Origin of the sequence: Halomonas sp. ALS9, from assembly GCF_001651035.1 — a bacterium.
Lineage (GTDB): Bacteria > Pseudomonadota > Gammaproteobacteria > Pseudomonadales > Halomonadaceae > Vreelandella.
Window position 1 is genome coordinate 193,237 of record NZ_LXRG01000054.1, and the last position, 22,843, is coordinate 216,079.

The window sequence follows — 22,843 nt, forward strand, 5'->3', positions numbered from 1 at the left end:
CAATTCCTATAGCCAGGGTTAGCGTCACTATGTCCGATGCGCGCGATACGCTTTTTCGCTACTTGACGCTTCTGCAGCTCATTCCCCGCTATCCTGGGCGAATGTCGACCCCCGTGTTGAAAGAAAAACTCGCTGATCGCGGGTTTCATATTGATACTCGGTCTTTACAACGCGATCTCAGCCAAAAGCTCTCTACTCAGTTTCCTATAGGGTGCGACGATAGCCAGAAGCCCTACCGATGGTACTTCGATCGCGACTTTCAGTGTCAGTTGCCCGCACTGGACGTGCCGAGTGCGCTAACGCTAGTACTGGCCGAGGAGTACCTAAAAGGATTACTCCCCCCTGTGGTCGTGGGGCAATTATCGCCGCACTTTACAGATGCGAGGCGGCTGCTTGATAAGATGAGCTCCAACGGCTTGAGTCAATGGGCTCGGAAAGTTCGCGCCATCCCCAATGGCAAAGCGCTTATTCCTGCGGCGCTTAATGAAACGACGTGGCAGATCGTCTCTCAAGCCTTGCTGGAGCAGAAACCGGTGGATGTCGTGTACTTATCACGCACGTCCAAAACCGAAAAGCACTTCACCCTTCATCCACAAGGGCTGGTCAGCCGACACAGCGTGACGTATTTGCTGGCGACAGTGGACGACTATGACGATATTCGTCAGTTCGCCATGAACCGGATCGAAATAGCCACTCTAAGCGAAGCGACTTGGCGACCTTTGCACGGCTTTGACTTAGACAACTACATAGCTGGCGGGGCATTTGGCTATCTGCAAGGCAAAGTCCCCGTCACACTCGTCGCCCAGGTAGCACCACAAGTCGCGTGGCTGCTCAGTGAGACGCCACTGTCGGAAACTCAGCGGCTGACCTCACTACCCGATAGCAGCTGGCAGCAGCTAGAAGCCGAGGTGCCCGATGATCAACAAACGCTGTGGTGGCTGATGGCCATGGGTGCCAATGTCAACGTTCTGGCCCCAACATCGTGGCGGGAAACGCTAAAAGCGAATGCAGAGCAGGTACTCGCGCATTACCAAAGCACACTGGTCGCGCAAAAAACCTATTAAAGTCTTGTTCATGGAAGCCAACATATTGACAAGGAGATAACGGTGCTCTGTTTTGCTTATGGCTCGAATATGTCTACCCAGCGCTTAGCTGCAAGGATCCCAGCGCGCTTTGTGACCACCGCCCTTCTGCCTGCGTATCGCCTAGCCTTTCATCAGCAAGGCGGTGACGGCTCTGGCAAATGCGATATTGTAACGGCATCTGAGCAGTCGGCTGTCTACGGCGTCGTCTGGGAAGTGGCTTCGCACCATAAGGTGACGTTGGATCGTTATGAAGGGCTCAACGCTGCTTACGATGAAACCTGGCTGACGGTAACCGACCGGGTTGGTGACGGGCAGTTTGAAGTACAGGCGTATGTTGGCAAAATCACGTCCATAGGTATGCGCCCCTATTCTTGGTACAAGCACCATGTCTTAGCGGGCGCACGAGAACACGGATTACCCGCAGCCTATGTTCGCGCACTGGAACGAATTGATGCCCGAATTGACCCAGACACCGAACGCCATGCACGCGAAATGGTGCTACATGGTCAGGATGAATCGTTAGTGCGAGGAGCGTAATGGGTAATGATGAGCGTTTAATCGCATTTTACCGCGGGGAAGGCCACGATCATAAAGGTCGTCGACTCGAAGACATCTGGGAACTCCCTTCTTTCTGGCTGGAACACACCCACGACTATATTCAGTGGCTGTTTCCTATCCCTGAAATGGGCCGCTTTAACGCCTTTGCTCCTCTGCTCACACCCGATGTGCAAGCGGTGTTTGCGAAAGATGCGTTATTACGCCAACACCAGCAGCGCTCGCTGGACGTGATGCTGGACTTTTTTGGACTGGAACGCGAAGACCACACCATCACAGCACAGCCCGACCTCTCGATCCAAACGAATATTTGGTTGAAAGCAGGTGGCCATAATCATCTACGCATTACGCGTATGATCCGTTCGTTAGCGTTGTGCCATGCGCCAGAGCTTGCTCAGACTTTTCAGCAAGCCGTAATAGATATTGGTACTCAGCGCGGCATAGTGTCAGAAACGTCGGTGCAGTTTTGGCGAGATGCGGTTTAAGCAGCGTCAACTAAACGATATCGTTGGAGACATCAAGACGGGATCCGTCTAGGGTAGTTCTGATTAAGGCGGTGAGCGCAGCTTACCAGAGGCCTCCTGAAACGCTGGCAAACAAAAACGGCCACTGTAGCAATTTGCTAAGTGACCGTTTTTAATAATTTTTGGTCGGAGCGACAGGATTCGAACCTGCGACCTTTGCAACCCAATTCCGTTTACACCATATTCAAGCAGGAACTAATAGAAACAATAAATAACGTTAACTAGTTGAAATTTATCACATATTTATCATATTATAGTTTTCTTATTGTTTCCAGACGTACCCCGTTATATTCTATATTTGCTACCTATTTGCTACCTAGAAAATAAGAGACCAAGCATGGCAACCACGGGAAAAATGAAACTAACCGGCAAAGCACTTGAGCAGCTAACCAAAGAGCCGCCGATTGATAACATTTTTGATACTGAATTGGCTGGTTATCATGTGAGGCCGGGCAAACGCGGTTTAACCTTCCGCTTGTTCTATCGCACAAAGTCCGGTAAGCAACGCATTCTGACGATTGGCCGTTATGGCACATTGACAGCAACCCAAGCGCGCAAAAATGCTACTGAAGCGCTAGCTATCGTGGCTCAAGGTGGCGACCCGCGCGCGGTGCTCGAGGAAGCTAAAGCCGAGGAACAGCGCCAGCAAGATCAAACGCTGCGAGCTTACTTAGATGGCCCCTACACTGCCTACCAGAATCGAAAGAAAGACGGCAAAGGAACTTTGCGCAGAATCCAAAAGGATTTTTATGAATGGCTAGATAAACCCATGAGTAGCCTCACCCGTGCAGAGGTTGAACGCTGGCAAGCTAGGCAAGAAACCAAAGAAAAACCACTGGCCTTTGGCAGTCTCAAGCGTTCTTTCGACGCCATGCACGCCATGTTGATGCACGCCACCGAGCGCAAGGTAATCCCCACCAACCCACTTACGGGTATCAAGTTACAGAAGCCAGCAATGAATGACGACGATATGGCTGAGCAAGCGTCACAACGTCGTTATTTAGAAAATGATGAAGCTGAAGCACTATTTACTGGCTTGGAAGCTTATCAAGAAATGAAGCGAGAGCAGCGTCGCCGCAGTCGCGCCCATGGGAAATCATACCTGCCCGACTTGGATGGCTTGGTTTATGTGGATCACGTCAAGCCATGGGTCTTGACCATGTATTACACCGGCTTTAGGCCCGGCGATATAACAGGCCTTCGCTGGGAGCATGTCAATCTGACCTTTGGTACGATCCGCAAGGTGATAGAAAAAACGGCGCATCATCAACCCGAGCCAATGACCTTCCCCTTATCTTCAGCGGCCCTCGATATACTGACAACCTGGCACCAGCACCTGGGCGAACCAAAGACAGGCTTGGTGTTTCCCTCGCAGCGCAATGGGCAGCGAATGGACAGAACCGCCATGCAAAAGCCGTGGGCAAATGTGCGCAAGCTCGCCGGGCTGCCTGATGACTTGCTGCTATACAGTTTGCGGCATAACTTCGCTAGCCAGTTAGTAATGGCAGGTATCGACTTGCTGACAGTTTCCAAGCTAATGGCACATTCCGATATTCAAACAACCATCCAGTACTATGCCCACTTGCGACCTGACCATGCCCGCGACGCTGTGGAGGCATTCGCAAAACAAGGGCCAAGCCAAAAGGCCAGGTTACGTGCTGAGGCTAACAGAATTAGGCCATCGCTAACGCAATCAACATACCTATCGTAACTCGACGTGGTACCTGCTCGGTAAAACACAAACGACATGCGGTAAAGACAATCCATTAAAGCGAGCAGATGCATTAGGAATGCTTCCTACCATAAAAATCCAAGCAAAAGTAGCAATTCAACAAAAATTTTTATACAAATTTTGAACGATGATATCGCAAGTAAGGCAGGTGCTCATCAACAATCCAGCGCAGCTGAAGCGGGAGTTCCAGTCCAAGTAATGCCTTATTCCTAGATGAGATGCGCGCTGAAATTAGTAAGCCACCCGTATCACTAAAGCTAATTAAAAATCGGTCAAATAACGCATCGAGATTTGCGCTGAGCAGAAAACCGTTGAAAACATCTAGGCGCTCAATATCGCTGGCACATTCGGCCCAAGGTTTGGCATGGCTGGCTCGCAGCAACTCAGGCAGAGCAATCCCTGTTAGCGCGCAGGATCCGCCCCAGTAATCCAACATAGCGCTACGAAAAGCTTGTTGCCCCACACGCTGGCGCACTACTCTTTCGACTTCAGTACCTTTAAGATCTGCAGGTAATTCTGCCAGTTCCTGCTGCAAACGAGCATCAAAATCGTGGGACGCTTGATTAGGCAAGGCGTGCGCCAGTTCAGCAGCGCGGCGTAACAAAGCGGCCAAGGTATCCTGATCGGGTGCAATAAATGATTCGCCTGTACAAGCAACAGCGGGAAAGCTACGCATTAGCTCAGCATTCAACAGGGCGTGGGCTGGCGAGGTGAACGATAAGGCAAACTGGCTGCTCTCAAGATTGATTGCCACTTTTGCAGGCTGGCGAGCTGAGGCCAAGTTGACACTTCCTTCTGATCCGGAAAGTACATATTCAAAACCATAGTCATGGCCGGTTTTCTCGATCAGAGCGCGCTGGAAAGGATTCATGACCAGTCAGCTTTGAGCATCGGCCTTAAACTTGACAACTCATGAGGCAAACCCTCGCCGCAGACCAACCCAAGGTATGTTGCTGCACGAGTCGCTCCTACGTATAGATAGCGATCAAACAGCTCTGGATTATCCTTTGCAAGTGTATCTATTCCAGCAAAAAAAACCGCTTCAAATTCTAGCCCCTTAATATGCTGAATATCAAAAACACGCACATCAGCTCCCTCCCCCAGCGCCTTGCCTTCCTCGCAGGCAACCGCACGAAGGTTGACCCCCTCTAAATAATGCGTAAGGCATTCTGCGGTAGGCTTGACTTCTTTTTCGGAATTAACCAGTACAGCAATGGTAGGCAACTGTTTCACTGAGCGCTCTACTTCCATTATACGCTCAGCAATCCAGTGAGAGGCATCCACATCCGACGCCCACTCGCGAAGAACAGGATCCACGCCTTCGTGATTGCTATCTTCAAAAACCTGCCCTAGGGAAGACAAATCACCACCTTGCAAACGAAGCAACTCACCAGTAAAGGCATTAAGTTTCCTGCTTTGGCGATAAACAATCTGCACCGTCCTCACTGAAAGCAATGAGGAGACCCATTCCAACTGCTCCCGGCGACGAATCCCAGTCGTGGTAATACGTTGATTGAAATCACCACAGACAAAAAATGATTCACTAGCTAACGAAGTCAAACTCTCCATGCAGGCCAGCTCTACCATAGAGAAATCGGTTGCTTCATCTACCATAATCTGGTTTCTGAAAATCTCGCCTATATTGCTTAAGTAGTTGTACCTGGGTTCGTCTAATGATTTCAGCACAAAACTTTGGCGCATCAGTTGCCTTGCGTTCTTCAGCATAAGTAAGATGATGGCATCTAGCTCAATACCAGATATCTGAGATGTAGATATATCCTCATGCGAATAAAACTCAGCTAGAACTGAACGATCCTTACGAAACTGCTGATAACTCGCTATTACATCCATTACATAGCGCTTGTGACTCTGTATAAAACGGCGCAAACCATTTTGAAAGCTGATATGTCGACCAATCTCTTTTAGCACTTCATCGTTCGGTATACTTTCTCCAAGAAACCGAATTACTGAACCAGAGCGAGATTTTTTTGGGATGCTGCGCTTGAGATACTTGCTTCGCGCTAATGCTTTCAAGGAAGAAAGATAAGCTTGAACAGCACCCTGTATCGCGCTCAGGGAAGGAGATGCCCGCTCATCTGTTTCGTCATCATCGAATAATTCTTCTTCATCCTGTTCGTAATCTTGCTGTCCCGCTTCCAAGTGCTTAGCTAAGCGCTGAAAAACCTCTTTATCAGCGTTATATAGACGATTACGCTCTCTTTTTAAAAGGTCATCTGCGATAGCTTTTGAGTCAGCTAGCGCTTTTTTAAAAGAGTCTTCTAGCGAATCCAGCGTCCGATAGATTTCTATCAGTGGGCGCTCTTTCTTAATATCGAATACTTGCTTTATTTTCTGAACAACTTTTTGGTCTGATGCTAATGCAGCCGTGGATACGATGACCACACCATCTTTAAATTGTTTACGCAAACGCAACTCATGAAAAACACGGAACTTATCAAACCAAGCGCTAGCTTCTTCAACTACTGCAGGAAGAACCAAGGATTGACCAACCTTCAATGTGAATTTACCGCCGTTGGCTGTTCGCAAAATCCCCAAAGTATTTCGTGCGATGTCGTTGCGAAAACTAATCCAAGTGCGAATTTGAGTATCTGAAGCTGGTACGTGTTCGCGGCTAAATGCCTCCTTAAGATAGTGTTTTAACAGCTCAGAGGGGGTAAACATCAACCAGCTGTTCTGATGCGGCCGCTGGGTGTTGGATGTTTCTGACAGCCGGCGCTCCTCAGTATCAAGACTTTCCAGATCCAGCTTCTGGCCAAGGCGTTTAATTAGAGTCGTAGTTTTACCAGTACCAGGCGGCCCGAGAATGATTAGCTGAGTATTCAGTGGTAGACGGAATATTTCCCCCTGAAACTGATCAAGAATTGGCTGATCGCGTAAACCCATTGCTGTGCGCAACTGATGGCTGATGCCTTTAACAATGCCGACTTGCGCCTCTGCCTGTTCAAGCAATCGATCCAACTCGTCAGAATCACCGCTATCTTCCGCCTGCAACAAGGCACGCAGAGACTCAATCGAATAAGCCCCTCTATCATAATGGCGGTACTGGCTGGGCCGCGAGTCCCAGATGCTTGAATCAATAGTGGGTTTGAAACTGGTTTTTTCTATGACCCAATAAAGATGTTCCTGCCCTTTCAGGGTGATAGAAACCTCATCACCAGGGGGAATTTCGGCAATGCGGCCTATTGGCGAACGGTAGCTGGCAAACTCCTTACCTGAACTCAACGGCAGGTTACTGGTGCGGGCGATATAGATTACTCTGTGATTGTCAGCGTCATCTTGCAAAACCACGCGAAGTATTGCTGGCTCTTCGCACAGTTTCTGCAGCGCTTCCCGCTCTACCTGCTGAATTCCTCTCAACTTCTGATAAGCAGCTGCTCCTGTCAAAGTGTTACCAGCGGCAAAGCTATCAGTACTAGCATGCGTAAGGGCATTGAATTTACTGTTAGCAGTGCTCGCAATTTCATCAAATGTGCTTAACGCTTCTTCAGCCAGCTGTGAATAACCAAAGTCATCCATTAATGCAATCCCTCTGAGCTTTAACACACTTGAGACGCATCCAGCGCCTGCTGCATATAAAAAGCATTGATACCAAATTAAAATGGGCCATTTCCGATGACCCAATCACGATGACAAGTCACACTTCAACAACCGCTTTCCCGCAGGATAGCCCGATAAAGTTAATACCAACCAAGGATCCATTGCCATGTTGTCTGGCGGCCTTGTAGTCGTAGTGATGATATATTGAAAAGCAGGGCCAACTTGCTCAAGCTGGAAAACTAGATCAAAAAGCCGATGATAAAGCGAGAGTCCCAAATCCGCTTCACGCGGACTATCGTGCACCAAGAAAGCAGGGATATTAGTTTTATTCTCCATGCTCAAGCACATCACTGCCAGATCAAAGGCGACCACTTTGAGAGAATCAATAGCAGATGTAGAACGGTTGCCCCCCATTTGTACCGTGAGCTTCAAGCCGTTGCCGGTCAGACGTATTTCGCCACTAGCATCGTCTGATAGAAGAATACGAATAATGGCATTGAACTTTTCATTCAACTCCGATAACGCGTGGGATTGTTGGTTTATATGTTTAAGAACGTCCTGACGCTTTCCATTCAGGTCATCTGATGCTTGTTGAGCCTTTTCAGAAGCCAGCTGTTGCTCGTGCATCAATTTCGAAAGCCGCTCCACTTCATCGACTAAACGCTGAGCATCATAGCTTAGCTGCTCCCTTCCAGTGCGCAGCTCTTCCAACTGCTTGTATTGCTTTTCTGCGTTGTTTACTTTCTGTTTAGCCAACACAAGCTTCGGTTTTAGCAGATCAAATTTTTGTTTGGCTGACTTCAGTTGCTCTGTTTCTCGCTGGAAATTTTCACGATTACTTTTCAGACGTTTCCTGCACGTTTCCAAATCCGGCAACTTGTGAGACAAGCTGCATTTTTCGGCTAACACTCTGTCCACCGGAACCTCGCAAATTGGGCAAGGAAAGCTCTCTGCCTCTTCTAAAGCATATTGACTCGAAGGGTATTCAGCCTCTATATGTGCAATGACGCGTGGTAAAATATCGATCTGCGTCTTAAGCTGTTCCTCTTCTTTTTCAAGCTCTACCATTGATTGCCGAGCGGCTTCAAAAGTATTTTTAGCCTCTATCAGCCTGATGTCACCCGAACCTGCGTCGCCACATGCCTTAGCCAGCCGTTGTTGCGCGAGATCACGAAGCACAGCTAAGCCCAAATCACCTTGAATCAGTTCCTCGTCGACAACCTCTAACTGCTCGGAAACAAAAATCCGTAATCGTTGGATCTCCCAGTACCTATAAGCAGCATCCTGCTCTGATCGGGTTTTCTCTTGCTCTAGGCTTGCAATTTTGCGTCGTAATGACTGCTCCCGAAGTGCCATGGCACTGATCAGCGCGCGCAGAGCCTCCAACTTTTCAGTTTGGTTCAACCCACGGGCGGGCGAGTCCGAGTCTGACTGAACCGATCGCCAGTCCAGAACATGGTCGAACCGACACTCTTGATCGCGAGTTAGCCACGCCAAGGCCACCTGCCAGGCTAGGTATGGTTGCTTCCGACCAGGCACCATCGCCGCTACCGGCTGAGTGATCAGGTTATTTTCAATGGCATCAAGGAAGGACTCAATACCAGTGGGTGCTACTTCGCCTCTAATCAGAGCTTCGAGCTGTCCATCAGGTACCGCAAAATGTCGCCGACGGTTGCCCAGCGGCCGCAAAACAGCCCAGCAGACTCCATCCAGCATTACTTCTGCACCAACAAACGCATTGAGAAATTCTGAAGCTATACCGTCACGCTCTTCCTGAGGGGCATAAGTGTTCTCACCCAAGCAGTAACGCAACAATCGGCAAAACAGTGTCTTACCTCCACCATGCCCAATACCATGTTCATCCGGCGTCCAAACGATATTCAAACCCGGTCGCAAACTGATGTCCCGTAATGGTATCTCGTCCGGCGCATCCCAAATCACTAGTCGACGCACCCACATACGAGGTACAGCTTCGCCAGAAGGAATTTTAATATTCAGAGGGTAATGGAAAAGTTCACGCGGCTGCATTGATCCACTCCTTCGCTGCCTCTGGCAACCGGCTGAGAATGAAATCCGTATCCATAGTCCGCATAAGGCCTAGTACCCAGTTAGCGCGGCCATGTGCCCATTCAGGTACAGCAAATTCATGGATTCGAGCACCAGACGCCCAAGTACGGTTTTGCTGGTCCTCTACCAGATAGTCATTAGTTCTGAGGTTTCTTACTGCGGCACCCCATGCATGGTTACTGCGAGAAGCAAAGGTAAGAATATTCGTAGATAGTGGTATGGCTTCATTGCCGATCAGGCGCTGCCACTCGGCATTTTGCTGCTGATCCAACATAGAAAACAGTAATCGCGGTTCCATAGTCAGAACTGCCGCCAGCCGAACCTGACCTGCGGGAAGTGGTCTGTTAGCAATCTTGAGTAGCGCCAATAGCTGCACACCAGTCTCCGCACGTTGATCTACGCCCGGCCTTTGCCAAGCGAGATCCGGCAAAATTGTAGTGTCAAGCAGCGGGGATTCATTTGCCGCTATGATATTTGAGACATTAGTAGTCGACAGCTGCCCACTTTCCAGCTTATCCCAAGCTTCTAACACCAATCGCCGGGTGCGATATTCGCCAAACTCACGTTCTTCATTGCGCTTTAAAACTGAGAAAGTTTCAGATGGATAACCAGGTTTGATTGACTCAGGCTCAAGTATAAATTCAAGTTCATTACGATTCAGCCCGTAAAGTTTTGCGTAGTAGGCGTCTAATTCAGCCTGAATTTTATCTTTGGAGATACTGTCTGTTTCAGAAACCTTGCAGTCCAGATCCTTTGCAAACTCAGCCATGTCTACAGAGCTACAGCAAAGCTTGGCAACTCTCGGAATAATGTATTCAAAGTCTTTTTTCGTATAATAATCAGGGGCTAGCACTGGCATTTGCTTGAAAATAAAATAGTTAAAATTCAAACCGCCAACCTTATTTCTAGCGGCGTAATCAACCACCAAAGAGGACATATTAGCTAGAAGTAGCGCACATGCCTTCGGCTCAGCAGCTAACGGCAAATAGACTGGCAGGCTATTCCCCACGCCACAAAACGGTATAGCTGTTGTTACCAGCGTTCTTGCACTTGCCCTTGAATCAGTAACATTACGCCATGCAAGAAACCATTTTCTGCTCCACCCAATTTCCTTAAGTGCATTGTCAACATCATTACTACTAACCCAGTAGTAAGGCATTGTTAGATAATCTCGATTTGCTAGACGATCCTCGGGCACTAGCGGCAATATATGCGCCCGCTCATGATTTGAGTCTGCAAAGTCTCCGTTTCGATGATTGTATAACTGAATCATCTTAGACTCGTACAACGGCACAAACCGTTCCATTCCTTGAATAAACTCATTGCCCTCCAACTCAAAGCCATCCCGAATCAAATCCTTATAAGTCTTGAATAAATGGCTATCGTTGGACATATGGAACATCGCCATAAATCGAATGCCCCAGGGGTTCTGTCCTGGTTGTCCCTCGCGGGCTTCACGAATCATTACCGGCACACGCTGATAGATTTTTTTAGTCAGCTCCGCATCGTAACGGGACTGGAAAATAGGACAGGTAAGGGTATTTGGGTTCACCCGTTCGATGTCCTCAGCGCTGAGAGTAAACACTCGTTCAGGGTCGTGCAGATGCTCCAGCTTCTTAGCCTGAAACAGGAAACGCGTTTCTGGAATATTCTGATCGGCGCCGACAATTGTAGTGAGCGCAAAACGCAACATATGCCCTTGGCCCGCGCCTGGGAAAAAACCTTCATTCTCGAACTCAAAAAAGCTGTCCAGGGACTTTTTAAAGATCAGCTCGCCGAAGAAGGCTCTGGTTGAATTATCCGTTGCAAGACCAGAGGGCACTATAAATCCAGCTCTGCCACGAGCAGAGGTGATTTGATGAATAGTCTCAGCAAACAGCGCATAGGTGTTCACATCACCCACGCCTGTGAGCGGGTAGCGGCCACCTTCTGATCCCTTAACATGGGCAAATACGCTAGCGGCCTCGGCGGTGCGGCGGGCTCTCAGGAACTCGCGATAAAGGCGTTGTTCGGCCACGCAGGCGGCGCTATCAGTCTCCTGACCAGGATACAATTGCCTGGCCAGTTTCCCCTGGGCTAGCCAGTCAATGCGCTGGCTACGCTCGGCCTTGTTTTTCGCCTGCGCCACTAGTGGACTGCGGCTAGCGAAAAACTCCTCCTCTTGCAGTTTGATGCGCTCCCATGGCGGATTGCCCAATACGCAATCAAAGCCGCCTTTAGTAAATACCTGTGGAAACGCCAACGGCCAATGGAAGACCCGCGCCTCGCGGCAGGCTTCGCGAGCGGCCTCCAACTGTTGCTGGTGCTGTGCATTGGGCTGCTCACTGAACAGATGCAGGTAAAGGGTCTGGCTGGTGGGGATCAGGTTTGCTGTGGCTTCAGTTTTGGGCAATACAAAAGCACCCACCAGCAAATCTGCGGCCTGAGCGATGCGACTGTTGAAGGCCTGTCGCTCAAAAGCTTGATAGGCGGTGGCACGAGCGGCGATGTCTGCTGACGTGTCTTCCGGCAGAGCTTCCAGGGCTTGTAATTGGGTCAGGCCCTGAGCGGTGTCAAAACGCATCAGCTGCTGGCCGTGTTTGAGGTCTCGTTCGAGTTGCTTGAGGCCCACTTTGTTACTTTTAGCTAACTCCTTGCAGGAGGCATTGTCATCACCAGATAGCGGCTTAAAGGCAGCAGCAGGAATACCGATTTTCAGCGCGCCCAGATCGGTGAGGCCCAGCAGAGCATCGCCGCATTGCAAGTGGTGATCAAGAAAGGACAATGGCCTTCCCTCTTCAAACCCTTCCAACCACAGAGCGGTGCGGCACAGCTCCAGCGCCATTGGGTTGCGATCCACACCGAAAATGCACTGACTGATCACCTCACGAAGAGCGTGGCGGTAATCCTGGGGCTTGACGGCGCCTTCAGGGCTACGCAGCACGGCCAGTTCTTCAGCCAGACGGCGAGCAGCGGCGAGCAGGAAGTGGCCGCTGCCACAGGATGGATCAATGACCTTAATGTCAAGCAGTGCGGCGGAAGGGTCGGTTGGGTTGTCAGCCAGACGCTGTTCAATCACGGGCTCCAGCGCGGTTTTAATCAGCTCCTGCACTAACGAATCCGGTGTGTAATAACTACCGCTGGTTTTGCGAGCGTTTCCTTGAGTGGAACCCTCACTGGTGAGGCCTGCAAAACCGAACTGGCGACCGGGCAGCTCCACCTCTGGTACTAGCTCCAGCAAGCTTTCATATACGCTCCCCAGCTCTTCGGGCCCCATATTTCGGTAGTCCACCAGGGCTAAACTACCACTAGCGTTGTCCCAGCGCAGATGCAGGATGGCCTGCAAAAAATCGGCATTGGTCAGACTGGCACTATCAAGCTCCGGACACTGATCTTGGGCAAACAGGCCTCCGAGGGCTGGCAATGCCAGGCGCGGTTCCCCCTGGTGTAGGCCGCGAAACAGGATACAGGCGGCTTGCCACAGATCATCAAAATCGTTGCGCGCACGACGTTTCAATGCACGTTCCCGCAAGCGGGCCATTGCATAGCCTTCTGCGAAGGCTCGCCGGGCTTGCTGCGCCTGTGGGCTATCGTCATCCGGGTGCAGTACGCCACGTTCTTCTACGGTGAACAGGAAGATCAGCCGGTAGATCAGGCGCAGCAATTGCTGGAAGTAATCATATTTGCTCAGACTCCCTTCTTGCAGTTGCTGGCGCAATGCACTGTTGCTCGGATGCTGCAAAAAGCCTGTACCGAGTGTAATTAGGGCTTGGGTCACCCCCTTGCGCAAGCCTTCGCGCACGCGAGTGCCCTCCTCCTTGCCCGCTTCACGCCAAGCTTCCCAAATGCAATGTTGCGGCTGTTCCCCTGACTGATTGGAACGGCTGGCATGCAGCAGCCGCCAAGCAATGGCAAACTCAGCAAAACGTTGACCGCTAAGTATGTCTTGCAGATCGATTTCAAGGTAACTGGGGCGAGTCAAGGTTTCGGCATCACGCAGCAGGCGCAATTGTTTGCCGTTGGTAACCAGTGCCCAGAAGTGTTCCTCACTGGCGTTTAGCCATTCTTGCGCTAACTGAAAAGCGGTTTTCTTACGGCTACCGCCACCATCAACATGGCTTATGGCAAAGCACTCATCGGCGCTGTCCAGGCCGAGATGGTGGGGTGCCACCACAACTGGCACTGCGCCTGCCAGAAAGCTGATGGGGAAATGGCGTTCGTTCCGGCTGAATCCGTCTATCGGCTGGATTGTGTGATAGCCAAAGGCATCTCGCAACAGTTCCTGAACAAAGTTATTGGTAACGGCGAGGGGGGCTCTGTCAGTGCGCTCGATAAGCGGAGCAAAGTGCTTCCACTGGGCACTAGCGATCTGGAAGGCTCGACTGTAGTCGTCCTTAAGGCTTAAGCCCTTGGGGGTATGGTAGTCGGCTTCGCCTTGTCCTAAAGCATCACCCAGAACGCCCAGGGCAGCCTTTTCTAGTTGATCAGGCAGGAACAAGACTCCCTCCAGACGCAAGCTAGGCAGATTGAGAGCGGCGTGTTTTTTGTGACTGATCTTTTTCATATGCCGCCTTACAATGAATCAGGTAACAGAACATAAACGCCGATGACATCCACCGGCAGACAAGGGGCTACGCTATATTGGCCCACATCGCGGGCTGCTTTACGCACCCGCTGGTGGTCTTCCAGCAAGGCCTGTGCTCGTGCTTCAGCCAACGCCGTCAGGCATTCAGGCTGGGTCTGCAAGAACTCTAATGCGACACGAACTTCGCGCTGCATTTGCTCGGCAGGAAGATTGGCGCTGGGCTGGCATTGAAGCAAGGTACTGAAATTGTCATCACTGATCCACTGGGGATTGTTCCGCCCCTGAACGGCAAGAGTGACAGTTTCCTCGGCCATCATTTGGTGGGGCTGGCGGCGCCGCACATAACTTAACTGATGTCGCAGACGTAGCAAATAAAGGGTAGTTACCACATCCACTTCGGTGGTGACGGTCGCAGCGCAGCGAGCGGCGATCGGTTTATCACCTTGCAAAGCCTCTTCCAACAAGTGATCGGCCAACAACGTTACTAGCGGGTGGCTGCGGTGCAGTTCTGCAAAGTCGAGGGAGAGCGGTTTGATTATGCCTTCATCGGCTAGGCGCAAGCGGAGCGCCTCTGGCAGATGTTGGGGTAAAAAGCGAAACTGGTTTTGCTCTGTTTGTTCCAACGGTGCGTTAAGGCGAGCGCAGGCACTGTGGACAAAGCGCTTTACATCATCCGCGCTACCCAACACCTGTTGCTGTCTTTGCCATTCAGGCAGCACTTCGTCAGGACGAATACGACGCTGAGCGAACACTGTGCGGTTGCTTTTGGCTTTGTCCAGTGCATCACGCCATTTGGTTTGTAGAGGTTGAAGCATGACTTCAGCTTCAGCAAACATATCCGGTGTAAAGTGCTTGCGATCGCTGCGCTTCATCAGCGCCGCCTTGACCAAAGCCTGATTGATGCGCTGCTCGTCCTCCGGCATGGGTACCAGTACGCCCAATTCCTTTTGAATTGCCTCACCTTTGCGCAGAATCACGTTGAGTACAAAACCGTCTACCGGATTGTCCTGACCATAGAGCATGGTGACACGCACCTCATCCGCCTGTTGCCCAAAACGGTCAACTCGGCCTTCGCGCTGCTCGTGGCGGGTGGGATTCCAAGCAAGATCGTAATGCACTACAGCGGTAAACAGGTGTTGCAGATTAATGCCTTCGGAAAGGCAGTCGGTGGCAACTAGAATGCGCTGACCGTTTTCTACCATAGTTTCCACACGTTCGCGGCGCTCATCCGGGGTCAGCTCACCGGTGACCGATTCCACCATGACTTTGCTTCCAAAGTGGCTGCGCAGTTGCTCGGCTACATAGTGTGCGGTGGCAACATAGCGGCAGAACACTACCGGCTGATAGCCCTCTTTAACCAGTTCCTGCAAGTGTTGGATCAGCGCAGCCAACTTGGGGTCACCTTTTTTACCAGATAAGCGAGCAGCTTCAGCGATCAGGGCTTGCAGGCGGCTGGTGTCCTGTAACTGGCCAGGGGGTTCCAGATCATTGCCGGAGAGGTCATCAGCTTCGCCATCGTGAAGGCGCCCGTCGTGAAGGACGTCTACGCTTTCCAATGTGCCTTGCAGGCGCGTACTGAGCGCTTTGACTGCTGCCGCCGGAGAGGAAGCTACGCAGCGCAATAGCGCCAGGGTAGCGTACCAGATCAGCCGCGAGGCGCCGCTGTCGGCTTGTTCTATACTTTCCGCTAACTCGCGACAATAGCTTTGCACCTCATCAAATAGGCGGCCCCAATCACCGCTGAGCTGATAGGTGAGTTCAGTTTTCATACGTTTGGGGAAGGCACGGCCTGCGTCAGTTTCAGCTTGCCATTCTTCAATATCCTTGCGGCGACGCTGGACAAAATGCCGTGCCAGTTCTTGACGCAAGGGATCACTTGCAGTAGTTCGACTCTGCAGTACGGCAAAACGCGGATCAAGCAGTGACAACAGGTTGTAGAAAGCCGTTTCATCCCCCGAGTGAGGGGTAGCGGTGAGCATAATCAAGTGGCGCTCGGTATCGACTACCAGGCGTTGCAGTAACTCATAACGCAGCTGTTTGCCATGGCCACCAGTAACACAGGTGTGGGCTTCATCGACGATGATGCACTCGGGGGCAATGGTCAAAAAATACTCGCGATGACGTTCACTCTTGATGTAATCAAGGCTGACAACGATTACCAGATGATGGTCAAATAAGCTCACACCGTGTGGCAGGTTTCGTTCAATACGGGGTGCACTGGAGGAAGTCAGGGCAACGGCCTGTAAATTGAAACGAAACGCCAGTTCGCTTTGCCATTGCTCCACCAGATGTGGTGGGCATAGAACGGCTATGCGTGCAATCTCGCCTCGATCCATTAACTCGCGGACAATCAGGCCTGCTTCGATGGTTTTACCGATACCTACGTCATCGGCGATCAGCAACCTAACCGTGGATAGGCGCAACGCCATGAGCAGAGGTACAAGCTGGTAGCTACGTGGTTCAACGGCGATATTACCGAACGAGCGGAACGGGCCTCCGCCAGCACGTAATTTTAAGCGAAGGGCATCACGCAACAGTAATGCTGCAGCATGGTTACCGGGTCGGGATGGGTCGGGCCAGGGGAAAGTAGCCGATTCAACCGGTACGCTTTCCAGCTCAGGAAGCAGCGCAACGATATCTTCATCGGTGCCGCCCAAGGGGCGTAGGCGCAACCAGTCTGGCTGGGAGTCACTTTGCACCACCCATTCGCGGCCGCGTGCACGCACCAGGTTACCAGGAAGAAAATTGGCTTGAGTCATTGAGTGCTCTTATGTTTACCGAATACTTCTGTATGTTCTTCAAACAAGATCGGCCATTGGTTCTGATCTGAAAAATCTAGTATTTGCCATCCCTTGTCAGCAAGCATCGAGTTTATATCGGCGGTAACTGGATCAATAAAAACCAGTGCTCGCGAAGCTTTATATTGTGCCGCCGCAATCGCAGCGCCTTGCCCTACTGATACATTTAGTGCATCAGGCTGGCGCAGGTTTCGCTTATCCAAAGCGTGCAGCCATTCTTGCAGCATGCTGCTTGTGCCCGGCACTGGTTTCAGATTGGCGGCTTCCTGGAGAAGTGTGGCCGCATGATCCGATAACTTGACCTTGGAATTGGCTAGTGCAACCAGTAGCTTTAATACTTCGTCGTTACGGCGATTGATGTAGTCGTGATCCGGCTGATTGAAGTAGGACAATAGACACTGATAACAACCCGCTTCACAAATCGAAAGGTCACCGTGCTTCTGCTCCAGCCCCTCCAGAGCTTCAAACGTCCAATGGCCCTCGGGCTTGTTAAAGTGCATCAACGAAAGTGCTGCACTCGCCACCTCTGCAAGACTTTGCGGCTCGCTCGCTAAGCGTGTGAGTACACCTGCACCGCCCTCTGCAGACTCATAAAACATTAGCGACTTGCGCTCGTCCAGTGTTGGCAAAGGTTCAGCTACCAGTTCTGACTCTTCAATCTGAAAGGTCATTTCAATGCCGCGTTTGATAGCTGCCTGCAAGGTGGCCATAACTTCTAGTGATAGCTCCCCGAGCGGGGTAAGGATCAACAAATTCCGGTGATCCTCGACAAAAGGCACTATGCGCTGATTGGATACTTTATCAAGTAACGGTTCATCAACGGCCGTATCACCCTCATTTGCATTGGGGTCATCCTTCTTACTCCAGGTACCGGTGATGGGGTTGATATAGAAGCCCAGTTGGTTTTTGTCCTTGCGCCGCCGCCAGCCTCGATTGATGCGCCACAGGCGGGCAGCGGGTGTATAGACAAGCCCTGCCAACAGATCATCACCTTGGCGAACTTCAGCATGACTTTTCTGAATGGTTCCATCTGCGCCTGGCAAAAAGCGAAAGGTGGTTTGCAGCTCGAAACCCTGCCGCTGACGATCCTCATCATTGATCGATATGCGTTCAACCGGAACCGTTTCGACGGTGTCAATGCGGTACAGTTCTCTCACCCAATCGTTATCAGTCAATAGAGCATCACAGTTTTCACAGCGGTCAACCAAGGGCTCGCCTTCGTCCGGCTCACCGAGATGACCATAGCCACATTGGCTGCAAATACGCGACGCAATGGTACTTAGCTGGCTACTACCTGATACATGATCGGTCGAGCCCACATTTAGCTTGGCACGGATAACACGGTACATGCGCCCCTGATGATAAATCAGACTGCGCGGGCCAAACTCGGAAAGCGCCAGAAACCGAGGCCGACTAACCATGCTGCCCTCGTCATCCTTACCACTTGCCCCCTGCCCGCTTCTTGCGGGGATCCAAGCCATTAAAGGAAGACGCGGGAAATTGTAGCCGGGCAAGAAGCCCTGGCTTGCTAGATAGCGATAGGTGTAGAAATCTGAACCTTGGGTATTCCCCGTTTTTAATAACACTGCAAATTGACGGGCAGCATCACCGTAACGACGACCGGCATTATTGCGCTCAGCATGGGTAGCGGTATGGCTTTTAACGATCTGATCGGCCATTTCCATCTGTTTGCGTGTTGCATCAAATAAGGCTCGCCATCGCTCCAGAGCAGCAGAGAATGCTAGTGGAGCAGCATCTATCACGTGATTAACGTAATCCTCCGAGAACCAACTGCTGTCCTTCAGTTCCACCGACAATTGTGTAACTACGTCAAGTGCACTTCGGCGGGCTCGCTCCAACACAGCTCTGTCTGCAAGCCGCTCATGCAATGCCTGCTTCACAGGTTTGCCGGGCTCTTCCAACTCCAGAAGGGGAGCAATGCTGGTATCCAGTCCCACTTCAGCACATGACAGCCAGACCGCGTGTAAATGGCTCTCAACCAGATCGCGGTTCGCCAAATCCAAAGTTGGCGGCTTGACGATACCATGCACCATGTCACTGGCATGATGAAAGAACCACTGATCATGGGGGCTAAGCGCCGCACAGTAGGTCACCACAAGCGCCTGCTGGCCTGAGCGCCCAGCTCGACCACTACGCTGGGCATAGTTGGCAGGCGTGGGCGGCACATTCCGCAGATAAACAGTGTTGAGCGCGGAAATATCCACGCCCAATTCCATGGTGGGTGAACAGAACATGACAGGAAGTCGTTCCAGCGGTGCCTCGTGGGCAGGATTCTCATCCCAGTCGTTGCGATCTTTTTCTGTAAAGCGGAAACGCTGCTCTAACAACTGCCGGCGAGCTGGCTCTACCTGAGCCGTGTGCTCCTGAGCTTCAAAATCAAACAGTGGATGGCCGGGCTGCTCAAGCAGTTTGGCCACGTTGAGATACAGGTGGCGGAAGAAGGCATTGACTCGACCGGTATCATTTTCATCAGCGATTAGACACCAGTCCATGGCAGCGGCATTCAGGCGCCAGCCAACCAGCTTCGAATCAATAGAATGTTTGTGGATATAGCCGTAATAACTTGCCGCTTGAAGCATGGATTCAATCAACTCTGCCCAGTCGACTTCTTTCCACTCATGGACTTGGCCAGCGAAAGCGGTTTGTTTCCACACTTCGGCCATTTTGACCTGCTTGAGTAGCCGTGAACGTGGCCCGCCGCTTAACAGATCAGTGCGGGGTTTTCCTCTGTACTCTGGCCGCTTGTCAAAAATCAGGTAGCGCGCCGTTTCAAGCTTTTCGTCTGCAGCAAAAGCCCAACGCTCATGCAGATAACTGAAGGCACTGGTACGAGCCTTATCCTGCTCCACCGGATCAAGATAACGAGTTTCGAGACACAAGCCGCGACGCATTTCATCAAACACAATCTGATAGAGCGCTGCTCGGTTCTCCGGATGAAGCTTACGAAGAACTGAACCCCTGTCTTCAAAAAGGGGGGCTTCATTACAGAACTCATCCAGTCCACGATAGCGAACGGCCAGCAGATTCAGCTGATCTAAATTGGGATTATTGAAACGCCAGCCACGACGCAGGTCACGCAACAATCGATAGCCGATAATAAATCGTAGCGTCCGCTGTGCTTCCTGCCTGGCCAAGCCCATCAGTTTTGGCGTGCGCAGGTATTCGGCAAGCATGGCTGGGTCAACTGACCCAAAACCCAATGCCTTGAATACTGAATCTGCCAGATGCTCCTCTGTAAGCAGACCCTGATTCTTTTGAAGAGCACCAATTAGACCCGCTCTAAGAGTGAGCAGGAAAACAAAGTCGTTGAAGTGCCCCGCTTGCAGGGCCGCATCCTGACGGTTATCTGAGAAACCGAGTAACTTACGCGGATCTGGCAACCCTTCAGGTAAATCCTGCATGGAGAAAAGCTGGCGCAACGCGCCCAGGGTTAATACTGTGGTGGCGGAAGACCGCCCCTCACCCGATAGGCTAGCCAATCGGTTCATGTCCTTGCCATGGGCTTCGTGCAAGATGGCACAATTAAGACAGAAGCGGAATTTTCCTGGAATATACCAGTATTGCTCACCTCGCCCTTCCAGACCTTGCGGGTCAACCTGGGTTGGCACAGGCATTGCTTTTTTATAGGTGCTTTTGACTTTTGGTTCTGCCCTGGTCAGATCGAGCCAGGACTCTGGGAGGTCTTCAAGCTGACCCTTATAGAGCTGTGCATCATTCTTCGCGCAGAGAAAGCCGAAACGTACATCGTCATTATCATCTGCGGTGATGTCATCAATTTCGCGAGGAGAGTACTGCACGCGGCCTTGCTCAGAGCGCCAAACCGGATGATATTCCTGGCCACAATCACGACAGAAATGTGCGGGGTATAAAAGTACAGACTCAGACTGTCGACCAGGTGCATAACGCTGCGCATCAAGTGTGATTTGCCGAGATCCCGCGGGCTCCAAGGTTGTGTGTACCTTGCCGGGGCCACTAATGAATTGATGGAGTTTGAAGGCAAAGGGCGCTCTCCCCTGATCGGTTTTTACAGAATGTGCAGCAATCAAAAATCGTTGCAAAGCTTCTCTTGCTAAAGCTTCACCGCACTCAGCATCGAGAGCAAGCTGTTTGCTGGCGGCTTCAAGCGTGACTGGCTTAGCGCGACGCGGCGCTTCATGGGCGGAAAGCTCAATACCCAAGTGAAGTTCAACCCATATTGCAAAGGGGTCGTTACGAAATTCATCAAAACTTTCCCAGAAAAAAGCTTCTTTACCAAGCTGGGCTTTCAATCTTGCACGTATCGCTGCTACATCTTTGGAAGGATCTGTGACTCGTTCCAAGGTTTCGCCAATGACGTCATGTTCGGTGATCTTTGTACCAAACAGCTTGCTAGCCACCACCGCTACAGTTTTGTTGCGATCAGCCTGCGTACCAGCACTGGACATAGTTGCCGATGTGCCAATACAAACAAGCTCTGTAGCCTGCAGACGTTCACGCAATCGTCTTACTAGCAGAGCAACGTCCGCACCCTGACGCCCTCTATAAGTATGCAGCTCATCCAGGATAAGAAAATCCAGACCATGACAGTGCTCAACCACACGCCGATCCGTATCTTCATAGCGGGTGAGTATCAACTCCAGCATCATGAAATTGGTCAGCAGAATATCGGGCGGATTGTTGGCAATAGCCTCTCTTTCCGCAGTTTTCTCCTGACCAGTGTAACGCGCGACAGTAAATGGCTTCTCGTCATCGGGGAAACCGTACAGAAATTTCTCCAGCTCCTCTAACTGACTGTTGGCTAGCGCGTTCATTGGATATATAACGATAGCCCGAGTACGCGGAGTCGAATCGATTTGTTTGGCTTTGAGAATCCGATCGATTACTGGTAGAAAAAAAGACAGTGATTTTCCCGAACCCGTTCCGGTAGTGACGACATAACTCTGCCTTGCCTGCCCCTTCGCCAAAGCCTCCATCTGGTGGGCATAGAGATGAAGTGGCTGCCTGTTAGCTTCGGTTTTTCCTGTCTGAAATATCTCAGCACAATCCTTGTGTAGCAGACCGTCCTTTGCCATCTGCTGGACAGTGCCTTTGCGTTGATAATTAGGATTAATCTGAATCAGTGGCTCTGGCCAGTAACGCCCTGCATCGTACTGGCATTCGACCTCTTGGCGAATATCAGAGGCTGCAATGCGGGTAAAGCTCCTTGAAAAATTACTATACTCATCAACTAGTTGGTCACGAAATTCAAAAACATTATCCATACTGCGCTTCCCTTATTGATTTCTCTCACTGCGCCCTAAGAAAATACTGAAAATTTCGCTACAAAATTTTGTGACTAACTATGAAAGCGATATCCGGACAGATCTAACATCACACAGAGGCTTGTTAACAATCTTCCTTGCGCAATTGATGTCTGAGTATTTAAACGGTGGCCCCCATACACGGCTATAACCGTGAGGCGGTCAAATGCACGATTCAGCCGTTGCAATTCCTCCTTCTTTCCTGAGCAGGGTGCTATAGCCACAAACGTCCTGAACAACGGGAACTGAATATCGACGGTCTAGCCCATTGAATTCCATGGTCAAGATGGAGTTTCAGCCTTCCATGGCCTTGCAGGTACCCGCATTTACTCCACTGGTCACGTAGTTGGCGAAAACTGGCGAAATGGTTGATGGCTAGCTGTTAGATAATGCTGCCGAACCTGCCGGTACTTGTCTCCCGCATCTGGAACGTCGACTCACGACATCAATGGCGCAAAAATACGAGTGTGTATTGTCGCAGACTTCACTGACAATAGGACATTGGAAGCTCTGGAGGAACACGACATTTGTTACCTAGGCCAGCTACGAAACCATCCCTATCTGATACGACAGTTTGATCGTCCCCCCCTACAGCCTCGCATTGAACAAGTGACTTCCCCATGAGATTTCTAAATTGCGGATACATCTTAACCTGCGTCG

General features: G+C 50.9%; 10 protein-coding genes and 1 pseudogene. 5 read left to right on the forward strand and 6 right to left on the reverse strand.

The genetic code is table 11. The features are described 5' to 3' along the window. Positions 1-29: 29 nt before the first annotated feature. From A6R74_RS02505 to A6R74_RS02520, 4 genes are all read left to right on the forward strand, one after another. Entirely contained in the window at positions 30-1,064 is a 1,035-nt protein-coding gene (locus A6R74_RS02505; RefSeq protein ID WP_064232891.1) for a helix-turn-helix transcriptional regulator, read from the forward strand. Positions 1,065-1,106: 42 nt separating this feature from the next. Then, the gene (locus A6R74_RS02510; RefSeq protein WP_082906558.1) at positions 1,107-1,622 is read left to right on the forward strand and encodes a gamma-glutamylcyclotransferase family protein; all 516 of its coding nucleotides are present in this window, start codon (positions 1,107-1,109) and stop codon (positions 1,620-1,622) included. Then, the gene (locus A6R74_RS02515) at positions 1,622-2,125 is read left to right on the forward strand and encodes an opioid growth factor receptor-related protein (protein ID WP_064232893.1); all 504 of its coding nucleotides are present in this window, start codon (positions 1,622-1,624) and stop codon (positions 2,123-2,125) included. The genes A6R74_RS02510 and A6R74_RS02515 overlap by 1 nt, the downstream gene beginning before the upstream one ends. Before the next feature lie 376 nt (positions 2,126-2,501). Continuing rightward, on the forward strand, positions 2,502-3,875 hold the full coding sequence (locus A6R74_RS02520) for a site-specific integrase (protein ID WP_082906559.1): 1,374 nt from the start codon (positions 2,502-2,504) through the stop codon (positions 3,873-3,875). 130 nt (positions 3,876-4,005) lie between these two features. Here the strand turns inward: A6R74_RS02520 and A6R74_RS02525 are convergent, their stop codons facing one another. The 6 genes from A6R74_RS02525 to A6R74_RS02550 all read right to left on the reverse strand — a co-directional run bounded on the left by A6R74_RS02525 (position 4,006) and on the right by A6R74_RS02550 (position 22,144). Next, positions 4,006-4,767 (reverse strand): HNH endonuclease, encoded by a 762-nt coding sequence (locus A6R74_RS02525; protein ID WP_064232894.1) that lies wholly within the window; start codon positions 4,765-4,767, stop codon positions 4,006-4,008. Then, on the reverse strand, positions 4,764-7,433 hold the full coding sequence (locus A6R74_RS02530; RefSeq protein ID WP_064232895.1) for an ATP-binding domain-containing protein: 2,670 nt from the start codon (positions 7,431-7,433) through the stop codon (positions 4,764-4,766). The genes A6R74_RS02525 and A6R74_RS02530 overlap by 4 nt, the downstream gene beginning before the upstream one ends. Before the next feature lie 105 nt (positions 7,434-7,538). Next, positions 7,539-9,482: a DUF2326 domain-containing protein gene (locus A6R74_RS02535; RefSeq protein WP_205634130.1), complete on the reverse strand. Its 1,944-nt coding sequence runs from the start codon at positions 9,480-9,482 to the stop codon at positions 7,539-7,541. Next, positions 9,469-14,064: an Eco57I restriction-modification methylase domain-containing protein gene (locus A6R74_RS02540; protein ID WP_064232896.1), complete on the reverse strand. Its 4,596-nt coding sequence runs from the start codon at positions 14,062-14,064 to the stop codon at positions 9,469-9,471. Before A6R74_RS02540 ends, A6R74_RS02535 begins: the two co-directional genes overlap by 14 nt. Positions 14,065-14,072: 8 nt before the next feature. Continuing rightward, positions 14,073-16,844, reverse strand: coding sequence for a helicase-related protein (locus tag A6R74_RS02545; RefSeq protein ID WP_064232897.1), 2,772 nt, complete (start codon positions 16,842-16,844; stop codon positions 14,073-14,075). After that, on the reverse strand, positions 16,841-22,144 hold the full coding sequence (locus A6R74_RS02550) for a DEAD/DEAH box helicase (protein WP_064232898.1): 5,304 nt from the start codon (positions 22,142-22,144) through the stop codon (positions 16,841-16,843). Before A6R74_RS02550 ends, A6R74_RS02545 begins: the two co-directional genes overlap by 4 nt. Positions 22,145-22,407: 263 nt before the next feature. Here A6R74_RS02550 and A6R74_RS23820 point away from each other — a divergent pair. After that, a pseudogene (locus tag A6R74_RS23820) lies at positions 22,408-22,783 on the forward strand (IS1380 family transposase); the annotation flags it as partial. Positions 22,784-22,843 lie beyond the last annotated feature (60 nt).

Excerpts from the sequence above, each read along its gene's own strand:
- A6R74_RS02540 (WP_064232896.1), bottom strand. The coding sequence starts at position 14,064 with ATGAAAAAGATCAGTCACAAAAAACACGCCGCTCTCAATCTGCCTAGC.
- A6R74_RS02545 (WP_064232897.1), bottom strand. The coding sequence starts at position 16,844 with ATGACTCAAGCCAATTTTCTTCCTGGTAACCTGGTGCGTGCACGCGGC.
- A6R74_RS02525 (WP_064232894.1), bottom strand. The coding sequence starts at position 4,767 with ATGAATCCTTTCCAGCGCGCTCTGATCGAGAAAACCGGCCATGACTAT.
- A6R74_RS02505 (WP_064232891.1), top strand. The coding sequence starts at position 30 with ATGTCCGATGCGCGCGATACGCTTTTTCGCTACTTGACGCTTCTGCAG.
- A6R74_RS02520 (WP_082906559.1), top strand. The coding sequence starts at position 2,502 with ATGGCAACCACGGGAAAAATGAAACTAACCGGCAAAGCACTTGAGCAG.
- A6R74_RS02515 (WP_064232893.1), top strand. The coding sequence starts at position 1,622 with ATGGGTAATGATGAGCGTTTAATCGCATTTTACCGCGGGGAAGGCCAC.
- A6R74_RS02530 (WP_064232895.1), bottom strand. The coding sequence starts at position 7,433 with ATGGATGACTTTGGTTATTCACAGCTGGCTGAAGAAGCGTTAAGCACA.
- A6R74_RS02535 (WP_205634130.1), bottom strand. The coding sequence starts at position 9,482 with ATGCAGCCGCGTGAACTTTTCCATTACCCTCTGAATATTAAAATTCCT.
- A6R74_RS02550 (WP_064232898.1), bottom strand. The coding sequence starts at position 22,144 with ATGGATAATGTTTTTGAATTTCGTGACCAACTAGTTGATGAGTATAGT.